Source organism: Variovorax sp. BGA-UO-ETr-C22 (assembly GCF_059567965.1).
In genome coordinates this window covers 204,070-221,901 of record NZ_JCAQPA010000006.1, presented here as the reverse complement: position 1 = coordinate 221,901, position 17,832 = coordinate 204,070, and the positions used below count along the sequence as shown (strand labels likewise).

7 protein-coding genes are annotated in these 17,832 nt (G+C 72.6%); all 7 read right to left on the bottom strand.

Going from position 1 to position 17,832, the window contains the following annotated elements; translation table 11 throughout:
* Positions 1–3: 3 nt before the first annotated feature.
* On the bottom strand, positions 4–12,615 hold the full coding sequence (locus tag AC57B8_RS02560; protein WP_496478569.1) for a filamentous hemagglutinin family protein: 12,612 nt from the start codon (positions 12,613–12,615) through the stop codon (positions 4–6).
* A 139-nt stretch (positions 12,616–12,754) separates the two neighbouring features.
* On the bottom strand, positions 12,755–13,720 hold the full coding sequence (locus AC57B8_RS02555; RefSeq protein WP_496478568.1) for a FecR family protein: 966 nt from the start codon (positions 13,718–13,720) through the stop codon (positions 12,755–12,757).
* 73 nt (positions 13,721–13,793) lie between these two features.
* Positions 13,794–14,330, bottom strand: a complete 537-nt coding sequence (locus AC57B8_RS02550; RefSeq protein ID WP_062483065.1) for an RNA polymerase sigma factor — start codon at positions 14,328–14,330, stop codon at positions 13,794–13,796.
* 10 nt (positions 14,331–14,340) lie between these two features.
* Positions 14,341–15,063, bottom strand: a complete 723-nt coding sequence (locus AC57B8_RS02545) for a TonB C-terminal domain-containing protein (RefSeq protein WP_496478567.1) — start codon at positions 15,061–15,063, stop codon at positions 14,341–14,343.
* A gap of 107 nt (positions 15,064–15,170) precedes the next feature.
* Complete coding sequence (locus AC57B8_RS02540; RefSeq protein WP_095747650.1) at positions 15,171–16,457, bottom strand: trypsin-like peptidase domain-containing protein; 1,287 nt, start codon at positions 16,455–16,457, stop codon at positions 15,171–15,173.
* Positions 16,458–16,521: 64 nt separating this feature from the next.
* Positions 16,522–16,986, bottom strand: a complete 465-nt coding sequence (locus AC57B8_RS02535) for a YbaB/EbfC family DNA-binding protein (protein ID WP_223301342.1) — start codon at positions 16,984–16,986, stop codon at positions 16,522–16,524.
* 32 nt (positions 16,987–17,018) lie between these two features.
* A complete protein-coding gene (locus AC57B8_RS02530) occupies positions 17,019–17,801 on the bottom strand; it encodes a S1 family peptidase (RefSeq protein WP_496478566.1) in 783 nt (260 codons plus the stop codon).
* Positions 17,802–17,832: the final 31 nt, after the last annotated feature.

Sequence of the window (17,832 nt, the reverse complement as noted above, 5' to 3'; positions counted from 1 at the left end):
GCCTTAGCGGCCGCGCGGCAGGCCGCGCCGTTCGGGCTCGTTCAGGCGCGTCAGTTGCGCGTCGGTGAGCGCACCGTGCCCCACCATCTGGACGAAGCCCGACGGGTCGTAGCTCGCCTGCTCCGCCGGCCTGCGCCGCACCTCGGGGGCCTCGGGCGCGCCGGACGCGGGCTCGTTGCCGAAGCCCAGCACGCGCACCGAGAACACCGACGGCAGGCTCTGACGCGCCGCCGCGCGTTCGCGCTGCATCACGTCCTGCGCCGCCGCCGTGGCCTGCGACGCCGCGGCGCTGGCGTTGGTCAGGGCTCCGACATTCACCGACGCCACCACCGGCAGCCCCGTGCTCTTGCCCTGCACCGCCATGTTGTCGGCGTTCACGATCTGCAGCGCCGCCAGGTTCACGTTGCCCGACACGCGGATGCCCGCCTCGCCCGCGTCGATGGTGCCCAGCGGCGCGATCAGGTCGATGTCGCCGGCCGGCACCTCCGGAATCGGGTTCAGCGTGGCAATGCCCGCGCCCGTGCTCGGCACGTCCGACGACAGCACCACGTTGCCCCAGCGGTCGTACACGCGCTTGGGCGGCGTGTAGACCACCGTCGTCTTCGAGCCGCGACCGGCGTTGATGTCGCCCTCGGCCGACCAGCCCAGCACGCTGCCGCCGAAGGTGGTCATGATCCGGCTCTGGCCCAGCAGGATGCTGCCCAGCGCGTACAGGGAAATGTCGCCCGCGCCCTGCGTGATGACACCCGGAATCAGCGTGCCCACCGCCTTGGGCGCCGCGCCCTCGATGCCGAACACCTGGCGTCCGCCTGGCGTGAGCAGCGCGATGTCGCCGCCGAACAGCGTGTTGATGCCGGCCGCGCCGAACATCGTGATGTCGCCCCTGTAGCTGGTGCCCGGGAACAGCGACGCGATGGCGTTGCGCCCGCGCAGGTAGCTGCCGTAGCGCACGCCGGCCTCGTCGTTGTATTCGCGGCCGCCCTCCTTCAGCTCGGCGAAGTACACGCCGCGCAGGTAGCTGCGCTGCTGTTCCGGCGGCAGTGCGTTGAAGAAGGCGAGCGCCTCCTGTGCGCCGCCCTTGCCGCTGTAGCCCTGCGAGGCTTCGAGCCAGTTCACCAGGTACAGCTGGCTTGCCTGCCTGTAGTCGTTGGCGAGCACGCGGCGCGGCGTGCCGGTGTCCGCGTCGAGGCGGGCTTGCTGCTGCGCCATCCAGGCCGCCGCGTCGTTGTCGTCGCCGCTGTAGCCATGCTCGGCGCGCAGCCAGTCGCCCAGCGTGAGCTGGCGGTTGTAGTTCTTCACCACCTTGCCGGCCTGGTCGGCCAGCGGCTGGCCGCTCTGCATGAGGTGGGTCGGATCGAGGTAGCGCTGCGCGAAGCCCGCGTAGTCGGGCCCGTGGGCGCCCACGCCGGCCAACATCGCGATGCCCGCACCGGGCCGGCTGTCGCCCGGCACCACCGCGCCGAGGCTGCTGACCGAGGCCCTGTTCTCCATGCGGATGTCGCGCCCGGCCGTGATCTCCAGCGTGCCGGGGCCGGCCACGTTGAAGGTGCTGAACAGGATGTCGCGGCCCGCCGAGATCACCGAGATGTCGCCCGGCCTTGCGTGCGCGAACAGGTTGCCGCTGCTCTCGAAGTAGGTCTGCGCCACGCCGCTCGAAGCCTCGGTCTGCCCGACGGGCGTGCCGCTCGCGACGATGTCGCGCCCGGCCCGCATCCACACCGGCTGCGCGCCCTCGTACCAGGTCTGGCCGGCACGCGTCGCGTCGTCCGGCGCGAAGCGCAGGATGCGCCCGCTGCTCACGCCGACCAGGTCGCCGTGCACGGCGTAGAACCGCGCCGGCTGCGTGCCCACCGCTTCACCCGACACCGTGTTGGGGCCGAAGGCGAACAGCGGACGCACGCCGTCGCCGGCCAGGTTGTTGCCACCCGACAGGTTGCCTAGCACCGTGCCGTCGCTGGTGGTGCCCTGGAACGCCGGACGCCGCGGCGTCGCCAGCGCAGAGGCCGCCGCGCCCGACTGGCTGACGGTGTTGCCTCCCGCATAGATCGAGTCACTGGCCAGGAACTCCAGCGTGCCGTGGGCCGAGGGTGCCAGTACCAGCGGCGTGCCCGTGCCGGTGTTGTCGAAGGTCGCCGCGTCGCCATAGAACAGGCTGCCGCTGGCGGCCACCGCACTCAGGATCGAGGGGTAGACGAACGCCGAGTCGGTCACGGGAATGCCCGCGCCGCCCGTCACCGGCACCAGGTCGCCGCCCGCCCCGAAGAGGCGAATGGCGGTGTGCGGCGTCCACAGGGTGAACCAGCTCTGGCCTTGTCCCGCCAAGCCGTTGGCGCTGAACGGCGTGGCATTGGCGAGGTCCACGCGCGTGGGGTCGATCACGCCCTTGACCACCAGGTCGCCACGCGTGGCGAGCGTGTAGTTCGCATCGCCCGGCGCCAGCACGATGCCGCCTTGCGCCATGCCGCGGGTCGCGGTGTAGGGGTCGTAGGCGCGGGTCTCGCGCGGCGACTGCGTCCGTTCGGTGAGGCCGTAGACCAGGGGCAGGCTGCCGAGGGTGCCGGCCTGCAGCTGCACGTCGCCCCGGAGGTTGACGATCGCCCCGTTCAGCCCGGCGTCGGTGTCGCCACCGGCACCCTCGACGTAGGGCCTGTGGAGCGGATTGAAGGCACCGCCCACGCGCACGAGCACGTCGCCGCCGCCCGTCAGGCTCAGGCTGCCGTCGGCCAGCACACGGCCGGTGCCGCCCACCGCCAGCACCAGGCCCTGGCTGCGCCGGCTGTCGGCGTACGAATCTGTCTTGGCGCCGCGCCGTCCCTGCAGGCCCGCGTTGCCGCCCACGTCCACGCGCAGGTCGCCGCCGCCCAGCGTGCCGAAGCCGGTGAAGCCGAGCAACTTGTCGGCCGCCCCGGTCGTGCCGACATAGGAGCCGAAGTTGATCCACCACGCCGTGGGCTGGTCCTGCGCGCCGCCGAAGCTGTCGCCCGTGCCCTGGCGCCACAGCCAGTTGCCGATGGCGCCGCTGCTGAAGCCCTTGTCGGCGGGGTTTGGCCGCCCCGCACCGCTGCCCCCGGCGACCAGCATCATGTCGCCGGTCAGGTCGCCGCCGGCCTTCAGCGTCAGGTTGCCGCCGGAGGCGGGGTACCAGGCGCGTGCCAGGTTCTGCGTGCCGCCATCGACGAACTTCTCGTAGCCACCGCTCGCGTCGTTGAGCACCGTGCCCTTGGCGCCCACCGCGCGCGGCAGGTTGTAGGGGTCGCCGGCCCGCGTGGCCTGCGACGAGGCGCCGGCGGTGTACACGCCGAACAGCGAATCCATGCGCAGGTTGCCGGCGGCCAGCAGGTCGAGATCGGCCGCGCCGGTGCGCACCACGCTGAAGCGCGTGCTGCCCGGCAGGTAGCTGTACTCCGGGGCGGCGATGACGCAATAGCTGGGAAGGTCCACGCAAAGCTCCGGGTACTGGATGTCCGCGAAATCGATGGGCTTGCCAGCCATGCTCTCGTCGCCCACGAAGTTGATGGACCCTTCCACGCTCCACAACTCGCCGCCGGGCTTCAGCTTGCCGAACATCCCGTAGTGGCTGTCCGCCAGCCGCAGGTCGCCCCGGCCCGCCGCCGGATGCACCTGCACGATGCGGTTGTCCGCCGCGCTCAGGTCCGCACCCGCGGCCAGCCGCACCGACCACGACTGCGAACCCTCGGGCAGCATCGCCGCCGCGGCCCACAGCCTGCCGGCGCCGTCCGGGCGCAGGTTCACCGAGGTCACGCCGGCAGGCAGCTTGATGTTGGTCGCGGCCGGGAGCAGCGCGCCCAGCGGCAGCGTGAGGGCGCCGTTGAGCACGAACTTCTTGCCGTCGCCGGGCAGCGGCACGCCCTTGGGCCACACCACGCCCGACAGCGTGGCTGCCGACGGCAGGCGCATGCCGGCTCCCAGGCGCGTGCCCACCGGCAGCGTCACCTTGGCGCCGCTGACGATGCTGCCCGCCGCGAACAGCAGCGCGCCCGAGGCGTCGCGCACGTCGGCGCTCAGCACCGTGCCCACCTTCAGTTCGAGCGCCTTGGCCAGCACGCTGGCCACCGGCATCACCTGCCCGGCCCCGAAGGCCGTCGACTTGATCGGCAGGTCGTAGTTGAGCGTGCCGGCGCCTCCCTCGAAGGTCGTGCCGTCGGCCAGCACCACGCCGCCGCGCGGCAGCACGGTGTCGCCGCGCAGCAGGTTGACGCCCGGCAGCAGCAGCCAGCCGCCGTCGTCCTGCGTGGCGGGCGGCGGCGCGAAGCCGTCGTTGAGGCTGCCGAAGATGTCGAGGTTGCCGCCCGCGCGAAGGGCCAACGTGCCCACCTCGCCCGAGCCGTACACGCCGGTCTTTTGCGTGTGCGGATTGGCGCTGGCGTAGCGGTAGCCCGACAGGTCGATGTCGCCCTGCACCACCATGTCGCCGTCGGGCGTCTTGCTGACGATCTGCACGCCGGGGCGCAGGTGGAAGGCATCGGCATAGCGCGCGTTGTTCAGGCCTGCGAGCTTGCCGTTCATCAGCGCGCCGTTGGCCAGCGCGTTGTCGATGAAGGCCGTGCTCTGCAGGTGCTTGGCGTCGAGGTACGCCTGGTCGATGACCTGGTAAGGCCGGCCGGTGGCCGCCGCATCGGTGCCGAAGCGTGCATCGTCGTAGCGCCACATGCCGTTCACGGCGATGGAGCGCGCGCCCTCGATGGCGAGGGTGCCGCTGGCGTCGATGCGGATGTCGCCGACGGTCTCACCGGTGCGGCCCGCGTTGAGTTCCAGCGTGCCGCGCGCCCTGCCGTCGTTCTGGCCCGGTTCACCGCCCACCTTGGCGTCGGTGCCGTGGCGCAGGTCGATGCGCGAACCCGAGGCCAACGTGAGCTGGCCGTCGTTCGACGTGAGTTCGACCATCGCGCGGTTCGGCGAATCGATGATCTGGCCGTGGCTGTCCACGCGCAGCGTGCGGCCGTGCGCATCGAGCACCGCGCTGCCGGCCAGCGTGAGGTTGTGCTTCGCGGCCAGGCTGATGCGGCCCACGCGCTCGCCGCTCGCATCGATGGTGCCGTTCACGGTGAGGCTGCCGTTGTCGAGCGACACGTTCACCTCGCCGGCCTTCAAACCGTCGCCGATGGCGAGGTCGCCTTGGCGCAACTGGAAGCTGCGCGCGCCGAACACGCCGCCGTCGTTGAGCCGCTGGTTGAGCGCCGCGAACTCGGCATCGCCGAGCTGCCGCGCGCGCACGTCCACGCTGCCCGCCGCGAACGGCACCCGCGTGCCGCCCGCGTCGTAGTGGCCGCTGCTCGCGCCGAGGATGCGGCCCTGCAGGTCGACCGTGCCGGCGGTATCGTCGAGCGCCATCGCCTTCAGCGCGCCCGCGCGGTTGTTCTGCGCCGAGATGTCGATCACCGACCCCGCCGCCTGCCGCAGGTTGCCGTGCAGGCTTTCGAGCACCACGTCGCCGCCGGCGCTGTACCTGCTCAGGTCGTTGAACACCACCTCGCGGCCCGACAGATCGAGCACCGCGCGGTCGGTCAGCACGAGGTCGCGTTCGGCGCTCAGCGTGAGCTTGCCGCTGGGCAGCGCCACGGCGGTGTCCAGCGTCAACTCGCGCCCGCGCAGGCTCAGCTCGGCGCCCAGCGCGGAATCGCCGGTGGCCGCCGCCGGCGCGCCCGCGGGCGCGGCCACGCGCAGCGTGCCGCCCGCCGTGATACGGTTCACCGAGCCTGCCTCGCCCGTCAGCAGCGGCGCCACGATGCGCAGGTTGCCGCCGCTGTACGCGTAGCCCTTGCCCGCTTCGTACGCGCCCTGCGACTGGTAGACCGAGAGACTGCCCTTGTGGTTGGCGCTCACGCGCTCGGAGGCCTTGAGGTTCACGTCGGCAAAGCCCAGCACCAGGCGACCCGCGTCTTCCAGGCCGCTCGGCTGGCTGTGGGGGCCGTAGCCGAACTCGATGTGCTCGGCCTCGATGTTCAGCGTGCCGCTGCCGGTGCCCGCGCCGTCGCGCACCACGGCAGCAGGCGCCGTGGTCGCGCCCTGCCACACCAGGCGACCGGTGCGGATGGTGGCCACGTCATCCGCGCCGCCCTGGCCGTAGATGGCGGGCGTGGCCAGCACCAGCTGCGCCATCGTCGCCTTGCCGGTGGCTGGGTCGATGGTGTCCAGCGCCGCGGTGCCGAAGAAGTTGACGCCGCCGCTGGCGCTCAGTTCCAGCGTTTCGAGCGCGGGCGCGCCGTACTGCCGGTCGCCGCGCAGCAGGCGGTCGAGCAGGGCCTGGCTCATGGCCAGTCCCGGCGGCAGCGTGTGGTTCTGCGCGGCGGCGGCCAGCGCGGCGCTGTCGCCCACGTTGATGCCGCGCACCGCCAGTGTGAGGTGGCGCGTGCCGTAGCGCACCGCCTCGTTCATCTCGAAGCGGTCGGGTGTCACCATGGCGATGGTGCCTTCGGAATACAGCTCGGTCTGCCCGCTGCACGACGCGCTGGCACACACGCCGATCTGCAGGCTGCGGTTGTCCGACGTGGCCTGGGTCTGCGGCACCGGCAGCGTGCTCACCCGGCCGTTGGAGACCATCAGCATCTGGCCGGTCGCGGCGTAGACGAAGCCGTCGCCGGCATCGTAGGCGGCCTTGCCACGGCCCAGGGTGTGGATGCGCGCGCCCTGCTCGACCACCACACTGAGCGGCGTGCCCTCGGTCGCGCCCACCGCGGCCAGGAACACCTCGGGTGCGGACAGCACCGCCCCCTGGCGAAGCACCACGCTCTGCCCGCCGTCGCCGGTCTGGATGACGTTGCCGCTCTGCCCATAGTCGGCGCCCTGCAACCCGCCGATGACCAGGCGCGACGCGCCCATGCCGCTGAGCGCGCCGGCGTCGAGCGTGACCCCGTGGAAGCCCGCCGTCGCCGGCGCGCCGGCCGCGACGATCTCGAGGCCCAATTGCTCCTCGCTGCTCGTGGCCACCACGGAACCGCCTCGCCCGCCCTCGCCCACCTGGAAGCGCGCCGTGCCGTCGAAGCGCAAGGCCTCGGCGCCCGCGCCGGGCGCGAGCTTCAGGTGCAGGTTGCGCGCGTCCGCCGGCAGCATGGCGCGCGGCACGCCCACGCGCAGCGCGTCGGCGCGCACGAAGTCGCCGTAGCCCATCTCGTTGTATTGCGAGTAGCTGCGCAGCACCTCGCCCGAAGTCACGATCGCCTGACGGAACAGCGTGTCGCCGATGCCGGTGCGGCCCACGCCCAGCTGCGCAGCCGTGAGCCACGAGCCGTTGCGCATCGCCAGCGTGCCGGTGGGCGCGCCCAGGCCGGCCGCGCCGTTCAGCTCCACGCGGAAGGCGCCTTGCTGCAGCGCATAGGTCGAGGGCATCAGCGTGTAGGTGCCCGCGGGCAGACCCGGCACGCCGGCGCCGATGGTGATGTGCTGACCCACGAGCGGATCGACCGCGCCCTTCTCCGCGCCGGTGGGTGCCACTGCCGGCTGCACGCCGGGCACGATGGCATACACGGGGTTGGTCGCGAGCCCCGGCAGCGTGAAGCCGCCGCGGGCGCCGACCTGCATCAGCGGGCTGAAGCGCGCGTCGGTCGAGCCGCCGCGTCCGCTCACGAAGCCCGCGCCCCGGAGGTTGCCGCCGCCCGACAGGTCCAGCGTGGCGCCTTCATGGCCCTGCACACTGGCCCCCATGAACGTGAGGCCGATCGTCTGGTTGCGCTTGTAGGTGTCGCCCGCGCCCACGCCGGTGAGCTTGACCTGCTTGCCGTCGTACAGGTAGTTGATGCCGTCGACCGTGCCGCCATAGGGCATGTCCAGCCCCTCGCCGCTCACGGACGTGAGGCTGCCGGGCAGCAGCCTGACCTGCGTGGTGAGCGCATCGCCGAGCGTCAGCTGCCCGAGCGGCACCCGCACCACGCCGCCCTGCTCGATGACGCCGGCGCGCAGCGACAGGTCACCGAAGGCCGAGTACGGCACCTGCGGGCTCGCACCCGTGCCCTCGATGCGCAGCGCCGTGTCGGGCCGGTAGGTGCCGTCCGGCGCCAGGCCCGCGGACACCAGCGCCACCACGCCCGTGGCCGGATAGATCTGCGCGGCGCGCAGGGTCAGGCTGCCGGGAACGACCAGGCTCGTGGAAACGCCGACGTCTTGCCGGCCTTGCAGAAAGCGCAGGTCGCCGCTGCTGGCCAGCGTGACATGGCCGAAGGCGGCCAGGTCGACCGTGGGCGCTTCGCTCGCGCCGTCGAGCGCCGGGACCTTGCCGTTGACGCCGAAACCCATGCCGTCGCGGATGTCGATCAGGTCGCCCGCCACATCGAGGCGGGCGCCGGACGGCACGCGCACCACACCGCCTTCGGCGAGGGGCGCCCTCAGGACTTCACGCGTGAACGACGGCATCGCGCCAGCCAGCCGCACGTGCGCGGCCGACAGTGCCACGTGCGCGTCGTCGGGCGCATCCTTGGCGAGCGCAAGGCCGCCGGCATAGATCTGCAGGCCCTGCCGCATGCGCAGGTCGACGCGGTCTTCGAAGGCGAGCGTGGAGCCGGCAAACAGCGAGAGGGTGTCGAAGCCGCCGCGCCGGACCGTGTCGGTGCCCAGTCGGCCCTGACCGTATGCGAGCGCACCGTCGTCGACGCCGGCCTGCAGGGTGTCGGGCGCGAGCGGTGCGCCTTGCGCCACACCCAGCACCAGCACGCGGTGCCGGCGCACGCGGTCTTCCGCCTGCTGCAGCGGGTCCAGGTGCAGGCGCAGGCCCGGCGTGCCGAGCACCACGGCCAGCGTACCGCCGGCCGCGCGCTCGCCGCCCGCGACGGCGCGCAGTGTGCCGTCCAGCTGCAGCCCGTTGTACGACGCGAGCGAGATGCTGCCGCCATTGCTGCTCACATCGGTCGCCCCCATGCCGGGCACGTCGAGCACCGCATGCGTGCCGGAGGCATCGAGCAGCGCGCCCGGGCGCACGACGACGAAGTTCTGCGACGCGGTGGCCTTGCTCCCCACCGCATCGATCTCGCCGCCGACCACGATGCTGCCGCCGTCGCGCACCAGGCCGTAGCGCTTGCCGGTGGTGTCGGTGGCGGTGGCCGCATGCGCCGACGCATCGAGCACCGCCTGCCCGCCGATCCAGATCGAGCGGGCATGGGCCGTTGCATTGGCAATGTCGGCCTCGAGGTCGGTGATGTCCACCGTCTTCAGCACGATGCGCCCGCCGTTCGCGCGCAGCGTGCCGTCCACCGTGAGCTGACCGGCGCTGCGCACCTCGATGGCCTGGCCCGGGTCGACATGGATCGCCGCGCCCTTGCCCACCACGGCCTGCACCGTCGGCAGCTCCTTGGCGAGCGTGGTCGTCGTGCCGGCCTGCAGCGACAGGCTCGCGCCCTTGCGCTGCGTGAGCACGGCCTTGATCGCGTCTTCCTGGTAGAGCGGCGGCGTCCACACCTCGAGCGCCTGGGACGGACGGCTGCCGGTGGCGACGTCCTGCGCGTGGGCGCCGAAGCGGTACACCGGCATCGTCACGTCGATCTGCGCACCGTCGGCCACCGTGAGACCGTGGTTGCCGATGAGCGCATAGCGGCTGAAGCCCTTGTCGAAGAAGCCGGCGTCGAGCATCAACGTGTCGGCCTGCGCCGTGCCCGAGGTGTCGCCGATGGCGACGCGCATCGTCTGCACGCTCAGCGTGCCGCCGCCGTCCACGCCGTGGCCGCGCAGCACCGCGCCGTCGAGCGCGACATGGCCGCTGCCCGTGTTGAAGCCGTCCGCCTCGAGCGTGACGCTGCCGCCCTTGCCGCCTTGCTGTTTGGCCTTCGACAACAGCGCCGCGCCGGACGACACGTCGATGACGCTGCCGGTGCCCAGCACCACGTCGCCGGTGCTGCGCACGGACACGCTGCCGCCGTTGCGGTAGGCCACGCCGCCCGCGTCGGCCGGGTTCGTCAGCAGATGGGTCCACAGGCCGCGGGTGTCGAGCGTCGCACCGCCTTCGAGCACCACCGAGGTCGTGCCGCCGTCGGGCGCGGTGAGCGTGCTCGTGTCCTTCAGGTAGTTGAGGCTGACCTGTTCGAGCACGTTGCCCAGATGGATGCCGCCGCCGCGCGCGACGAGGTCGGCGTTGACCTTCACGTTCGGGCTGTACAGCACGAGGTGGCCGCCGTCGCCGACCTGCAGCGCCTTGTCGACCGCGATGCTGTCGGTGGCCGCGATGCGCACCGCGCCCAGGCGAAAGCCGCTGAGCTGCGCCGCATCGAGCACCAGCGTGTCGCGGCGTTCGGCCGGCAACGCCGTCGCGAGGTCGAGACCGGCCGCAATGCCTTCGGCCGTGTCGCCGAGCACCACGTTTTTAATGCCGGCGCTGTCGAGCCGCCGGTGGATCGCACCGGCCGTCTTGTCGTAGTAGGCGTCGTAGCGGCCCACGACGAGCTGCCCGCGCTGCGCCACCGCGCCGGTCGACTGCTGGTAGCCGTCGAGCCCAGCCTGCCGCGCCTGCGTCTGCCGGTCGCCCTGGAAGGTCTCGCCGACGATCGCGCCTTCGAGCACCGCGGCCTGCGTGCCGACGATGAGCAGGCCGGCGTCGCGGCCCACGGTGTAGCCGCTTTCCAGCCGCGTCTGCGGGCCGATCAGCGGGTTGTAGAAGAAGCCCGTCGTCTTCTTGCCCCAGCGCGCGTGTTCGTCTTCGAAGCCCTTGTAGACGCCCGTGTAGCGCAGGTCGCCCGGCGCCTTCGACACTTCGTAGAGCCGCCCGTCGGCGCCCTTGAGCCAGCTCTGGTTGAGCTTGCCCGTGAGCACGTCGAGCGTACCGCCCGAGATGTTGATGCTCGCGCCGCGCTGCGTGACGAGTTCGCCGCCGCTGAAGCCCACCACGCCGCCCTGCGCCATCCACTCGCCCACGCCGTGCGCCTGCGTGCCGAGGTAGCCGCCCACCTCGAGCAGGCCGCCGCCGGTGTACCAGCGTTCGCCCTGGTAGCCGCCGGTGCCGCCGGGCACGAAGACCAGCGAGCGCCGGTCGATCCACAGGTCGTTGTTGTTGAGGTTCTTGCTGTCGCGGTTGAGCGGCGCATCGCGCTGCTCGTTGCCCTGCACGTTGATCTTGATGTTGTTGGATTCCATCGCGAGCTTCACGCCCACCGCGCCCGACACGTCGATGCGCGCACCCTCGCGCACGAGGCTGCGCTGCTTCGCGTCGACCACCACCTGGCCGCCGGTGGCCAGCGTGAGCGAGCCGGCCTGGAACTCGACCGTGCCACCGCTGGCGACTTCGACGCGCGACAGGTCGCGGCGGTCGCTGCCCGCCAGCACGATGCTGCCGGTGCCCAGCTGGACCGCCGGCGCCATGAGCCCGGCGCGCTGGCTGTCGAGCGCTGTCGCGCCGCCGGTGTCGAGCACGATGGCCGTGGTGCTGCCTTCGCCGAACCGGACCTGGCCCGTGGCGCCGGTCGCGTTCAGGTGCACCGTGCCGCGTGTGTTGACCGAGGTGCTGGACAGGATGACGCCGCCCTGCACCACTTCGCGCCCGGCCAGCGTGACGTCGCCGGTGGTCGCCTGGATCAGCCCGGTGTTGCGCACCGTGCCCGCCGGGCTGTTCGTGTCCAGCGTGACCGCGACTACGTTGCCGCGCGTGGTCGAGCCCAGGTTGCCGTCGGTGCCCACGCCCTTGCGGATGGTGAAGTGGTCGCCCGCCGCCAGCAGCGTCTGCCCGCCGGGCGTGGCGATCTCGCCGGCGTTGTGCACTTCGCTGCCCAGCAGCAGCACATAGCCGCCGCCCTGCGTGGCCGAGCCCGGCGCGGGCGTGGAAAGGCGTGCGCCGGGCTGCACCTCTACACGGCCTTGCGCGTTTTTGAAGTTGGGCGCGCTGCCGTTGGCGTACACGCCGTGGGCCTGGAACTGCGCGTCGTCGATCTGCGCCGCCGCGGCCACGAGGTTGCGCGTGTCGACCTGGCTGCTGCCACTGAACACGATGCCGTTGCGGTTGGCGACCATCACCGTGCCGTCGGCCCTGATCTGCCCCTGGATCTGCGAAGGCCGCGCCTGCGGGTCGTTCACCTTGTTGAGCACCGCCCAGTCCTTGCGCTGCGCGAAGGCCACGGTGGTGTTGCGCCCGACGTTGAAGGTCTCCCAGTTCAGGATCGCCTTGTCGGCCGTCTGCTCGACGGTGACGACCGTGCGGCCGTCCACCTGCCGCTGCGAATCGCCGGTCAGCGCGCGCGCATTCGACCAGCCGGCGGTCAACGCATTCGTGTCGACCTTCAGGCCGCCTTCGGCCAGGCCGTCGGGCACCGAGGGGTCGTTCTGCGCGGCGCGCCGCGCGGCCGCCTGTGCCGCCTGCTGCGCTGCGATGCCGCGCGCCGCCAGGTTCAGGTTGCCGATGGACTGTTGCAGCTGCTCGCTGGCGCGCTGCTGCTGCGCGAGCGGCCCCGCGAGGTTCGCCGCCGGCAGCCCGTTGGGCATCAGGCCGGTGGCCGTGGCCGTGGCCTGCGCCGCGCCCTTGGCGTTGAACCAGGTCGGGCTGAAGGCGCGCTGCGCATGGGCCGGTGCGGCGGCCGCACCGGCGGCCAGTGCCAGCGCCATGGCCTGTGCCAGCGGCGAAATCCGGAAGCTCCTCGCCTGCACGGCAGCGCCCTGGCGGCGGCTGCGGTGTCCCTCATGTGTGTTCATCTGACGCCCAGTAAAGAATGAAATGCACCGGCACGGAATCCGTGCCCCTTACTGGACAGACCGACAGACGCAAACAAAACCGCTAAGTTTCTGGACCAATCCTGAGTGCACGCGAGGGCCAATCAGGCTGTCACATTCATCAGCTAAGGAGCAGCACGCCGCCCGGCAGTGCACGCGCCTCGAGGTCGTACGAGCGCTGGATCTGCACCAGCACCGTGTCGAGCGAAGCGATGGCGAAACGCCCGCTGACTTCGCGCCCGGCCAGGCGCTGCGCCAGCAACACCACGCGGCCCGGCCGGTAGCGGTTGATCTCCTCGATCACGTGCGCCAGCGGCGTCTGCCTGAACACGAGCACGCCGCTGCGCCAGGCCGAGGCCTCGCGGGTGGCCACGGCGGCCACCGGCCCGAGCGAACCCGCGTCGTACAGCACCTGCTCGCCGGCCTGCAGGTCGCGCGCGCCCCTTGCGTGCGTGACGCGCACGCGCCCTTCAAGGCAGGTCACGCAGCCCCGGCCCGCGAGGTAGCGCACCTCGAAGCGGCCGGCCTGCGCCTCACTGCGGGCCGCGCCCGCCACGATGCCGAAGGGCTGCGGCCCGGCCACCAGGTCGACCGCCGCCTCGCCCGCGATCAGGTCGATGCCGACGACGCGGCCCTCGACGCTGCGGCGCTGCACGCTGGTCTGCGTGTTGAGCACCAGGTCGACGCCCTCGGCCACCTGCACCGCGCGCTGCTCGCCGGTGGCGGTGCGGTAGTCGGCGTTCCATTCGCCGAGCGACGGCCACAGGCCCAGCGGCGGAGAGACCACCGCCACGCCCGCGGCGCCGGCCGCGCCCACCGCCGCGCCAAGGAACGCACGGCGCGCAGCCACCGGCCGCGCCGACAGGATGGGAGCTCGCTGGACCTCGGCCGGCATGCCGCCGATGGCCGGGTCGAGCGCTTGCCACAGGCGCCGGGCCTGCGCCAGCGCGGGCTGGTGCTGGGGGTTGTCATCGCGCCAGCGGCGAAAGCCCTCGACGTCGTGCTGCGTGGCCGCACCGGACGACAGCCGGCGCAGCCAGGCCTGCGCTTCGCGCAAGGCCTGGGCGTGTGCATCGGGCGGGGTCATCGGGGCTTCAACCCGTGCGCGCTGAAAGATGTCGCATACCCATGAGACGGCTCTCGACGCGGTGAACCGCACTTTATTTTTCATGCGGCTCCTTTGCTTCGGGCGTTCGACCCATGCGGGCGGCGATGTGGTCATGCGCTTCCTTGAGTTCCTTCTCCACCGTGCGCAGCGAGATGCCCAGCCGCGCCGCCACCTCGCGCTGCGGCAGGTGCTGCCAGCGCACCATCACCAGCACCTGCCGGCGCCGTGGCGGCAGCCGCTCGATGAGCGCGCGCAGCGTGGCCAGCTCCGCGCGGTCCTGCGCGATCTGCGCGGGCCCCGGCGCGGGGTCGGGCGTTTCGTCGAGCAGCGCCTCGATCTCGTCGGACGTGGCCAGGCGCCCCTGCTTCGCGACCTGGTCGTAGGCCAGGTTGACGGCCACGCGCAGCAGGTAGGCGGCGGGGTCGTGCACGCCGTCGATGTCGTCGCGGCTTTCCAGGCGCAGCCAGGTGTCCTGCAGCGCATCGCCGGCGCGCTCGGCATTGCCGAGTCGTCGCGCGAGCCGCTGCTTGAGCTCGTCGTAGCGCGCGACCAGGAAGTCGCGCAACGCGGGCAGCGCGTTCTCGGGCATGGCGGTGGCGTCAGTGCCGCACCGGGCACTCGAGCCCCGGCGTCTGCGAGCGCGGCAGGATCAGCATCGTGAGCGGCTGCGCCATGTCCGGCGGCGGCGCGCGGTCGATGCGCAGCTGCCGCAGGGTGTCGAGGATGGCGTCGTCGCGTGCGCGCTCGCCGCTGGTGTGCAGCAGGAAGGCATGGGCGATGCGGCCGGTGCCGTCGATCACGAAACGCATCGCCGCGCGGTAGCCGCCCGGCGCTGCGCGCGGGTGGGCGCACAGGGCTTCCCAGACGCGGGTCTGGACCAGCCCGTCGTAGCCGCGGTGAACGGTCGCAGGCGCGACCTGCACCGCATCAGCCGGACGTGCCGGCGCGGGCACAGCCGGCGCGAGCCGGAGCACGAAGGCGGTCGTGGCCCCCACGCCGGCGTCGTCGGCGACCAGGCCCGTGCCCGCGAGCAGCGCATCGAGTGCGGCCTGCGCATCAAACAGGCCGTGCACGGGCGCGGCGTGACGTCCGGCCACGCGTTCGGCATCGAAGAACACGGGCAGCCCGGTCGCGCGGCCGTACTGCTCCAGCGCCGCGGCCAGCGGCTGGGCCGCGATGTCGAAGGCGATGCGCGCGGCCTGCGGCCGAAGCGGCGCCGCGTCGGACTGCGCGCGGGCGCTCATCCACGGCCCGGTCATGCAGGCAACCAGCGCGATGCCGGCCAGGGAGACGAGAGGAAAGGAAAGAGGTGCATGCCGCATGAGTTCGATACGCCCGGCGAAAGCCACGGCCCGGGGGGCATGTCGAAGCGGATGCTAGGTTCGCTGCATGACGTTCGGATGACTTGGCCGGTCAGCGCGAGGCCTTCTCAGCACTTCGGCGACCCGGCCTGCGCGCAGATCGGCACGAAGATCCGCGCCCCCGCGCGCTGCACCAGCAACGCCGCCGTGCCGTCGGCCCCCTCCAGCGCCTGGGCCAGGGCTTCAGCGCTGTCGATCGGCTGGCCGTTGAGCGCCAGGATGACGTCGCCCGGCTGCACGCCCGCGCGCGACGCCGCGACGTTCACGCGCTGCACCAGCAGCCCGCCCTCCACGCGCAGGAACTGCCGCTCGGCCGGCGCCAGCGGGCGCACCGCGAAGCCCAGGCGCGAAGGCACCGAGGCCGCTGCCGCCGCATCACCCTGCAGGCGCGGCGTGTCGTAGCCCTCCACCTTCACCTCGACCACGTGCTCGGCGCGGTCGCGCCACACCATGAGGCGCGCGCGCTGCCCCGGCACCTGCTCGGCGATGAAGCCCAGCGCGTCGGCCGCCTGCACCACCTCGCGGCCCTGCACCGACAGGATCACGTCGCCGGTCTTCAGCCCGCCCCGCGCCGCCGCGCCGCGCGGCTCGACGTCGGTCACCAGCGCGCCGGCCGGGCGCGGCAGGCGGAAGGTGTCGGCCAGCGCCTGCCCCACCTCCTGCACGGACACGCCGATGCGCCCGCGCGTGACGGTGCCGGTGGCCAGCAGCTGGTCCTTGATGCGCATGGCGGCATCGATGGGAATGGCGAACGACAGCCCCTGGTAGCCGCCGCTGCGGCTGTAGATGCGCGAGTTGATGCCGATCACCTCGCCGCGCAGGTTGAACAGCGGCCCGCCCGAGTTGCCGGGGTTGATCGGCACGTCGGTCTGCAAAAACTGCATCGACTCCGCGCCCGGCAGCAGCCGCCCCTTGGCGCTGACGATGCCGGCCGTCACCGAGTTGCCGAAGCCGTAGGGCGAGCCGATGGCGGCCACGCCGTCGCCGGGCTCCACGTCCGCCGGGTCGCCGATGCGCACCGTGGGCAAGCCGGTCGCGTCGATCTTCAGCAAGGCCACGTCGGCCAGTGCGTCCAGGCCGATAAGCCGCGCCCGGAACTCGCGCCGATCGGGCAGCTTCACGCGGATCTGCGTGCCGTGCGCGACGACGTGCGCGTTGGTGAGGATGAGCCCGTCGGCGCTCACGAGGAAACCGCTGCCCAGGCTGCTCTCGTCGGCCTCGGCCGGCGGCGCGCGCAGCAGCCAGCGGTCGCTGAAGCGGCGCGCCGGCACCGAGGGCCGCTCCACGCCGATGTGGACCACGGCCGGCCCGAAGGCCTTCACCAATGCCGCGAGCCCTGGCACGGGCCAGGGCATGGCGGCGTGCAGCGGTACTGAAGCCGCCAGGCCCAGCAGCGCCACGCAAAGGCGGCGCGATCGGTCAGGTGCGCGCGACAAAGCTGAGCGTGAGTTGCAGCACCATCGGCTGGCGCATGTCGCGCGGCGGTGGCTCGGCCAGCGGCTGCGCGGTGAGCAGCGCGCGCAGGTCGGTGTCGGCCTGCGCATCGCCCAGCGAATCGAAGGCCACGCGCTCGACCTTGCCGCTGCCCGCGACCCACACGCGCACCACCACCGGCGCGGGCGGCACGGGCTGGCCTTCTTTCAGCATGCGTTCCTGCATCCACGTGTGCAGCCGCACCACGGTGTCGCTGGCCGGATCGCTGAGCGACGACTGCAGCTGGTTGCTGGCGAGGTTGGCGTAGCTGATCCAGTGCTGCGGCACCTGCGGCTGGGCCTGCGCCGATGCGGCCAGGGGCGCGGCGGCGGCGGACAGCCCGAGGCCGAGCCCGCCGAGCGCCAGGCGCAGGCGGCGCCAGCCGCGGATCTTGCCGGAAGAAGAGGTCATGGGAGTTCCAATGAAAAGTCGAAGAAGGACGCTCAGCCGCACAGCACGCCGACCGACAGGGTCGAGGCCCGCGCGGCGGGCGACTGCTGCGGGCCGAGCTGCGGTTCGCGGCTGTGCGTGTAGGCGATGCCGTGGGCGTCCAGGAAGTCGCGCAGGCGCGCCGCCGGCACCGCGCGCACCCGCGTCACGCCGCCCGCCACGCCCGCGGCCGAGGCCGCGCGGCTGAGCACCATGCCCGACGCATGCGGCGCAGCGGCGACACGCTCGACCACCACGCCGAGCAGCAGGCCGTCGGCGCCCAGCACCGCGCTGCCGCTGGCGCCGGGCTGCACGCCCGACAGCAGCTGCAGGCCTTCCACGCCGGGCACGGTCATGGCGTTGCTGAGCAACGCCGCGCGGTCGGGCATGCGCTGCAGCACCGCGTAGGCCTCGGTGAACACGCCCACGCTGCCCGGAGCCGGCGTGCGTGCGTCCGCCGCGAGCGTGGCGTGCAGGTACGGCGTGAGGGTGGTGCGCAGCACCGCGACGTCGAGCTCGGCGCTCTCGGCGATCACCCGGGCCTGCGCCACCTGCGCGTCCTTGAGGGCGAACAGCGAACGGCAGTCCGACACCGCATGGCGCGCGGTCAGCACGTCGCCGGCGGCGTTGAGGAACACGCCGCTGGCGTTGGCCTCGGGCGGCGCGCCATGCGCCGCACCGGCCAGGACGGCGAACGCCGTGGCCAGCAGGAACGACGCCCACGGGCGCGGGCGCGGGCGCGGGCGCGGGCGCGGGCGCGGGCGCGGGTCGGCAGAAGACAACAGCAGAGGGGGCATCGGACAGTCACGAAAGCTCTGAGACAAAGAC

What these genes read in the sequence shown, in the direction of transcription:
- AC57B8_RS02560 (WP_496478569.1), bottom strand. Translation starts at nt 12,615, where the DNA reads ATGAACACACATGAGGGACACCGCAGCCGCCGCCAGGGCGCTGCCGTG.
- AC57B8_RS02555 (WP_496478568.1), bottom strand. Translation starts at nt 13,720, where the DNA reads ATGACCCCGCCCGATGCACACGCCCAGGCCTTGCGCGAAGCGCAGGCC.
- AC57B8_RS02550 (WP_062483065.1), bottom strand. Translation starts at nt 14,330, where the DNA reads ATGCCCGAGAACGCGCTGCCCGCGTTGCGCGACTTCCTGGTCGCGCGC.
- AC57B8_RS02545 (WP_496478567.1), bottom strand. Translation starts at nt 15,063, where the DNA reads ATGCGGCATGCACCTCTTTCCTTTCCTCTCGTCTCCCTGGCCGGCATC.
- AC57B8_RS02540 (WP_095747650.1), bottom strand. Translation starts at nt 16,457, where the DNA reads ATGCCCTGGCCCGTGCCAGGGCTCGCGGCATTGGTGAAGGCCTTCGGG.
- AC57B8_RS02535 (WP_223301342.1), bottom strand. Translation starts at nt 16,986, where the DNA reads ATGACCTCTTCTTCCGGCAAGATCCGCGGCTGGCGCCGCCTGCGCCTG.
- AC57B8_RS02530 (WP_496478566.1), bottom strand. Translation starts at nt 17,801, where the DNA reads ATGCCCCCTCTGCTGTTGTCTTCTGCCGACCCGCGCCCGCGCCCGCGC.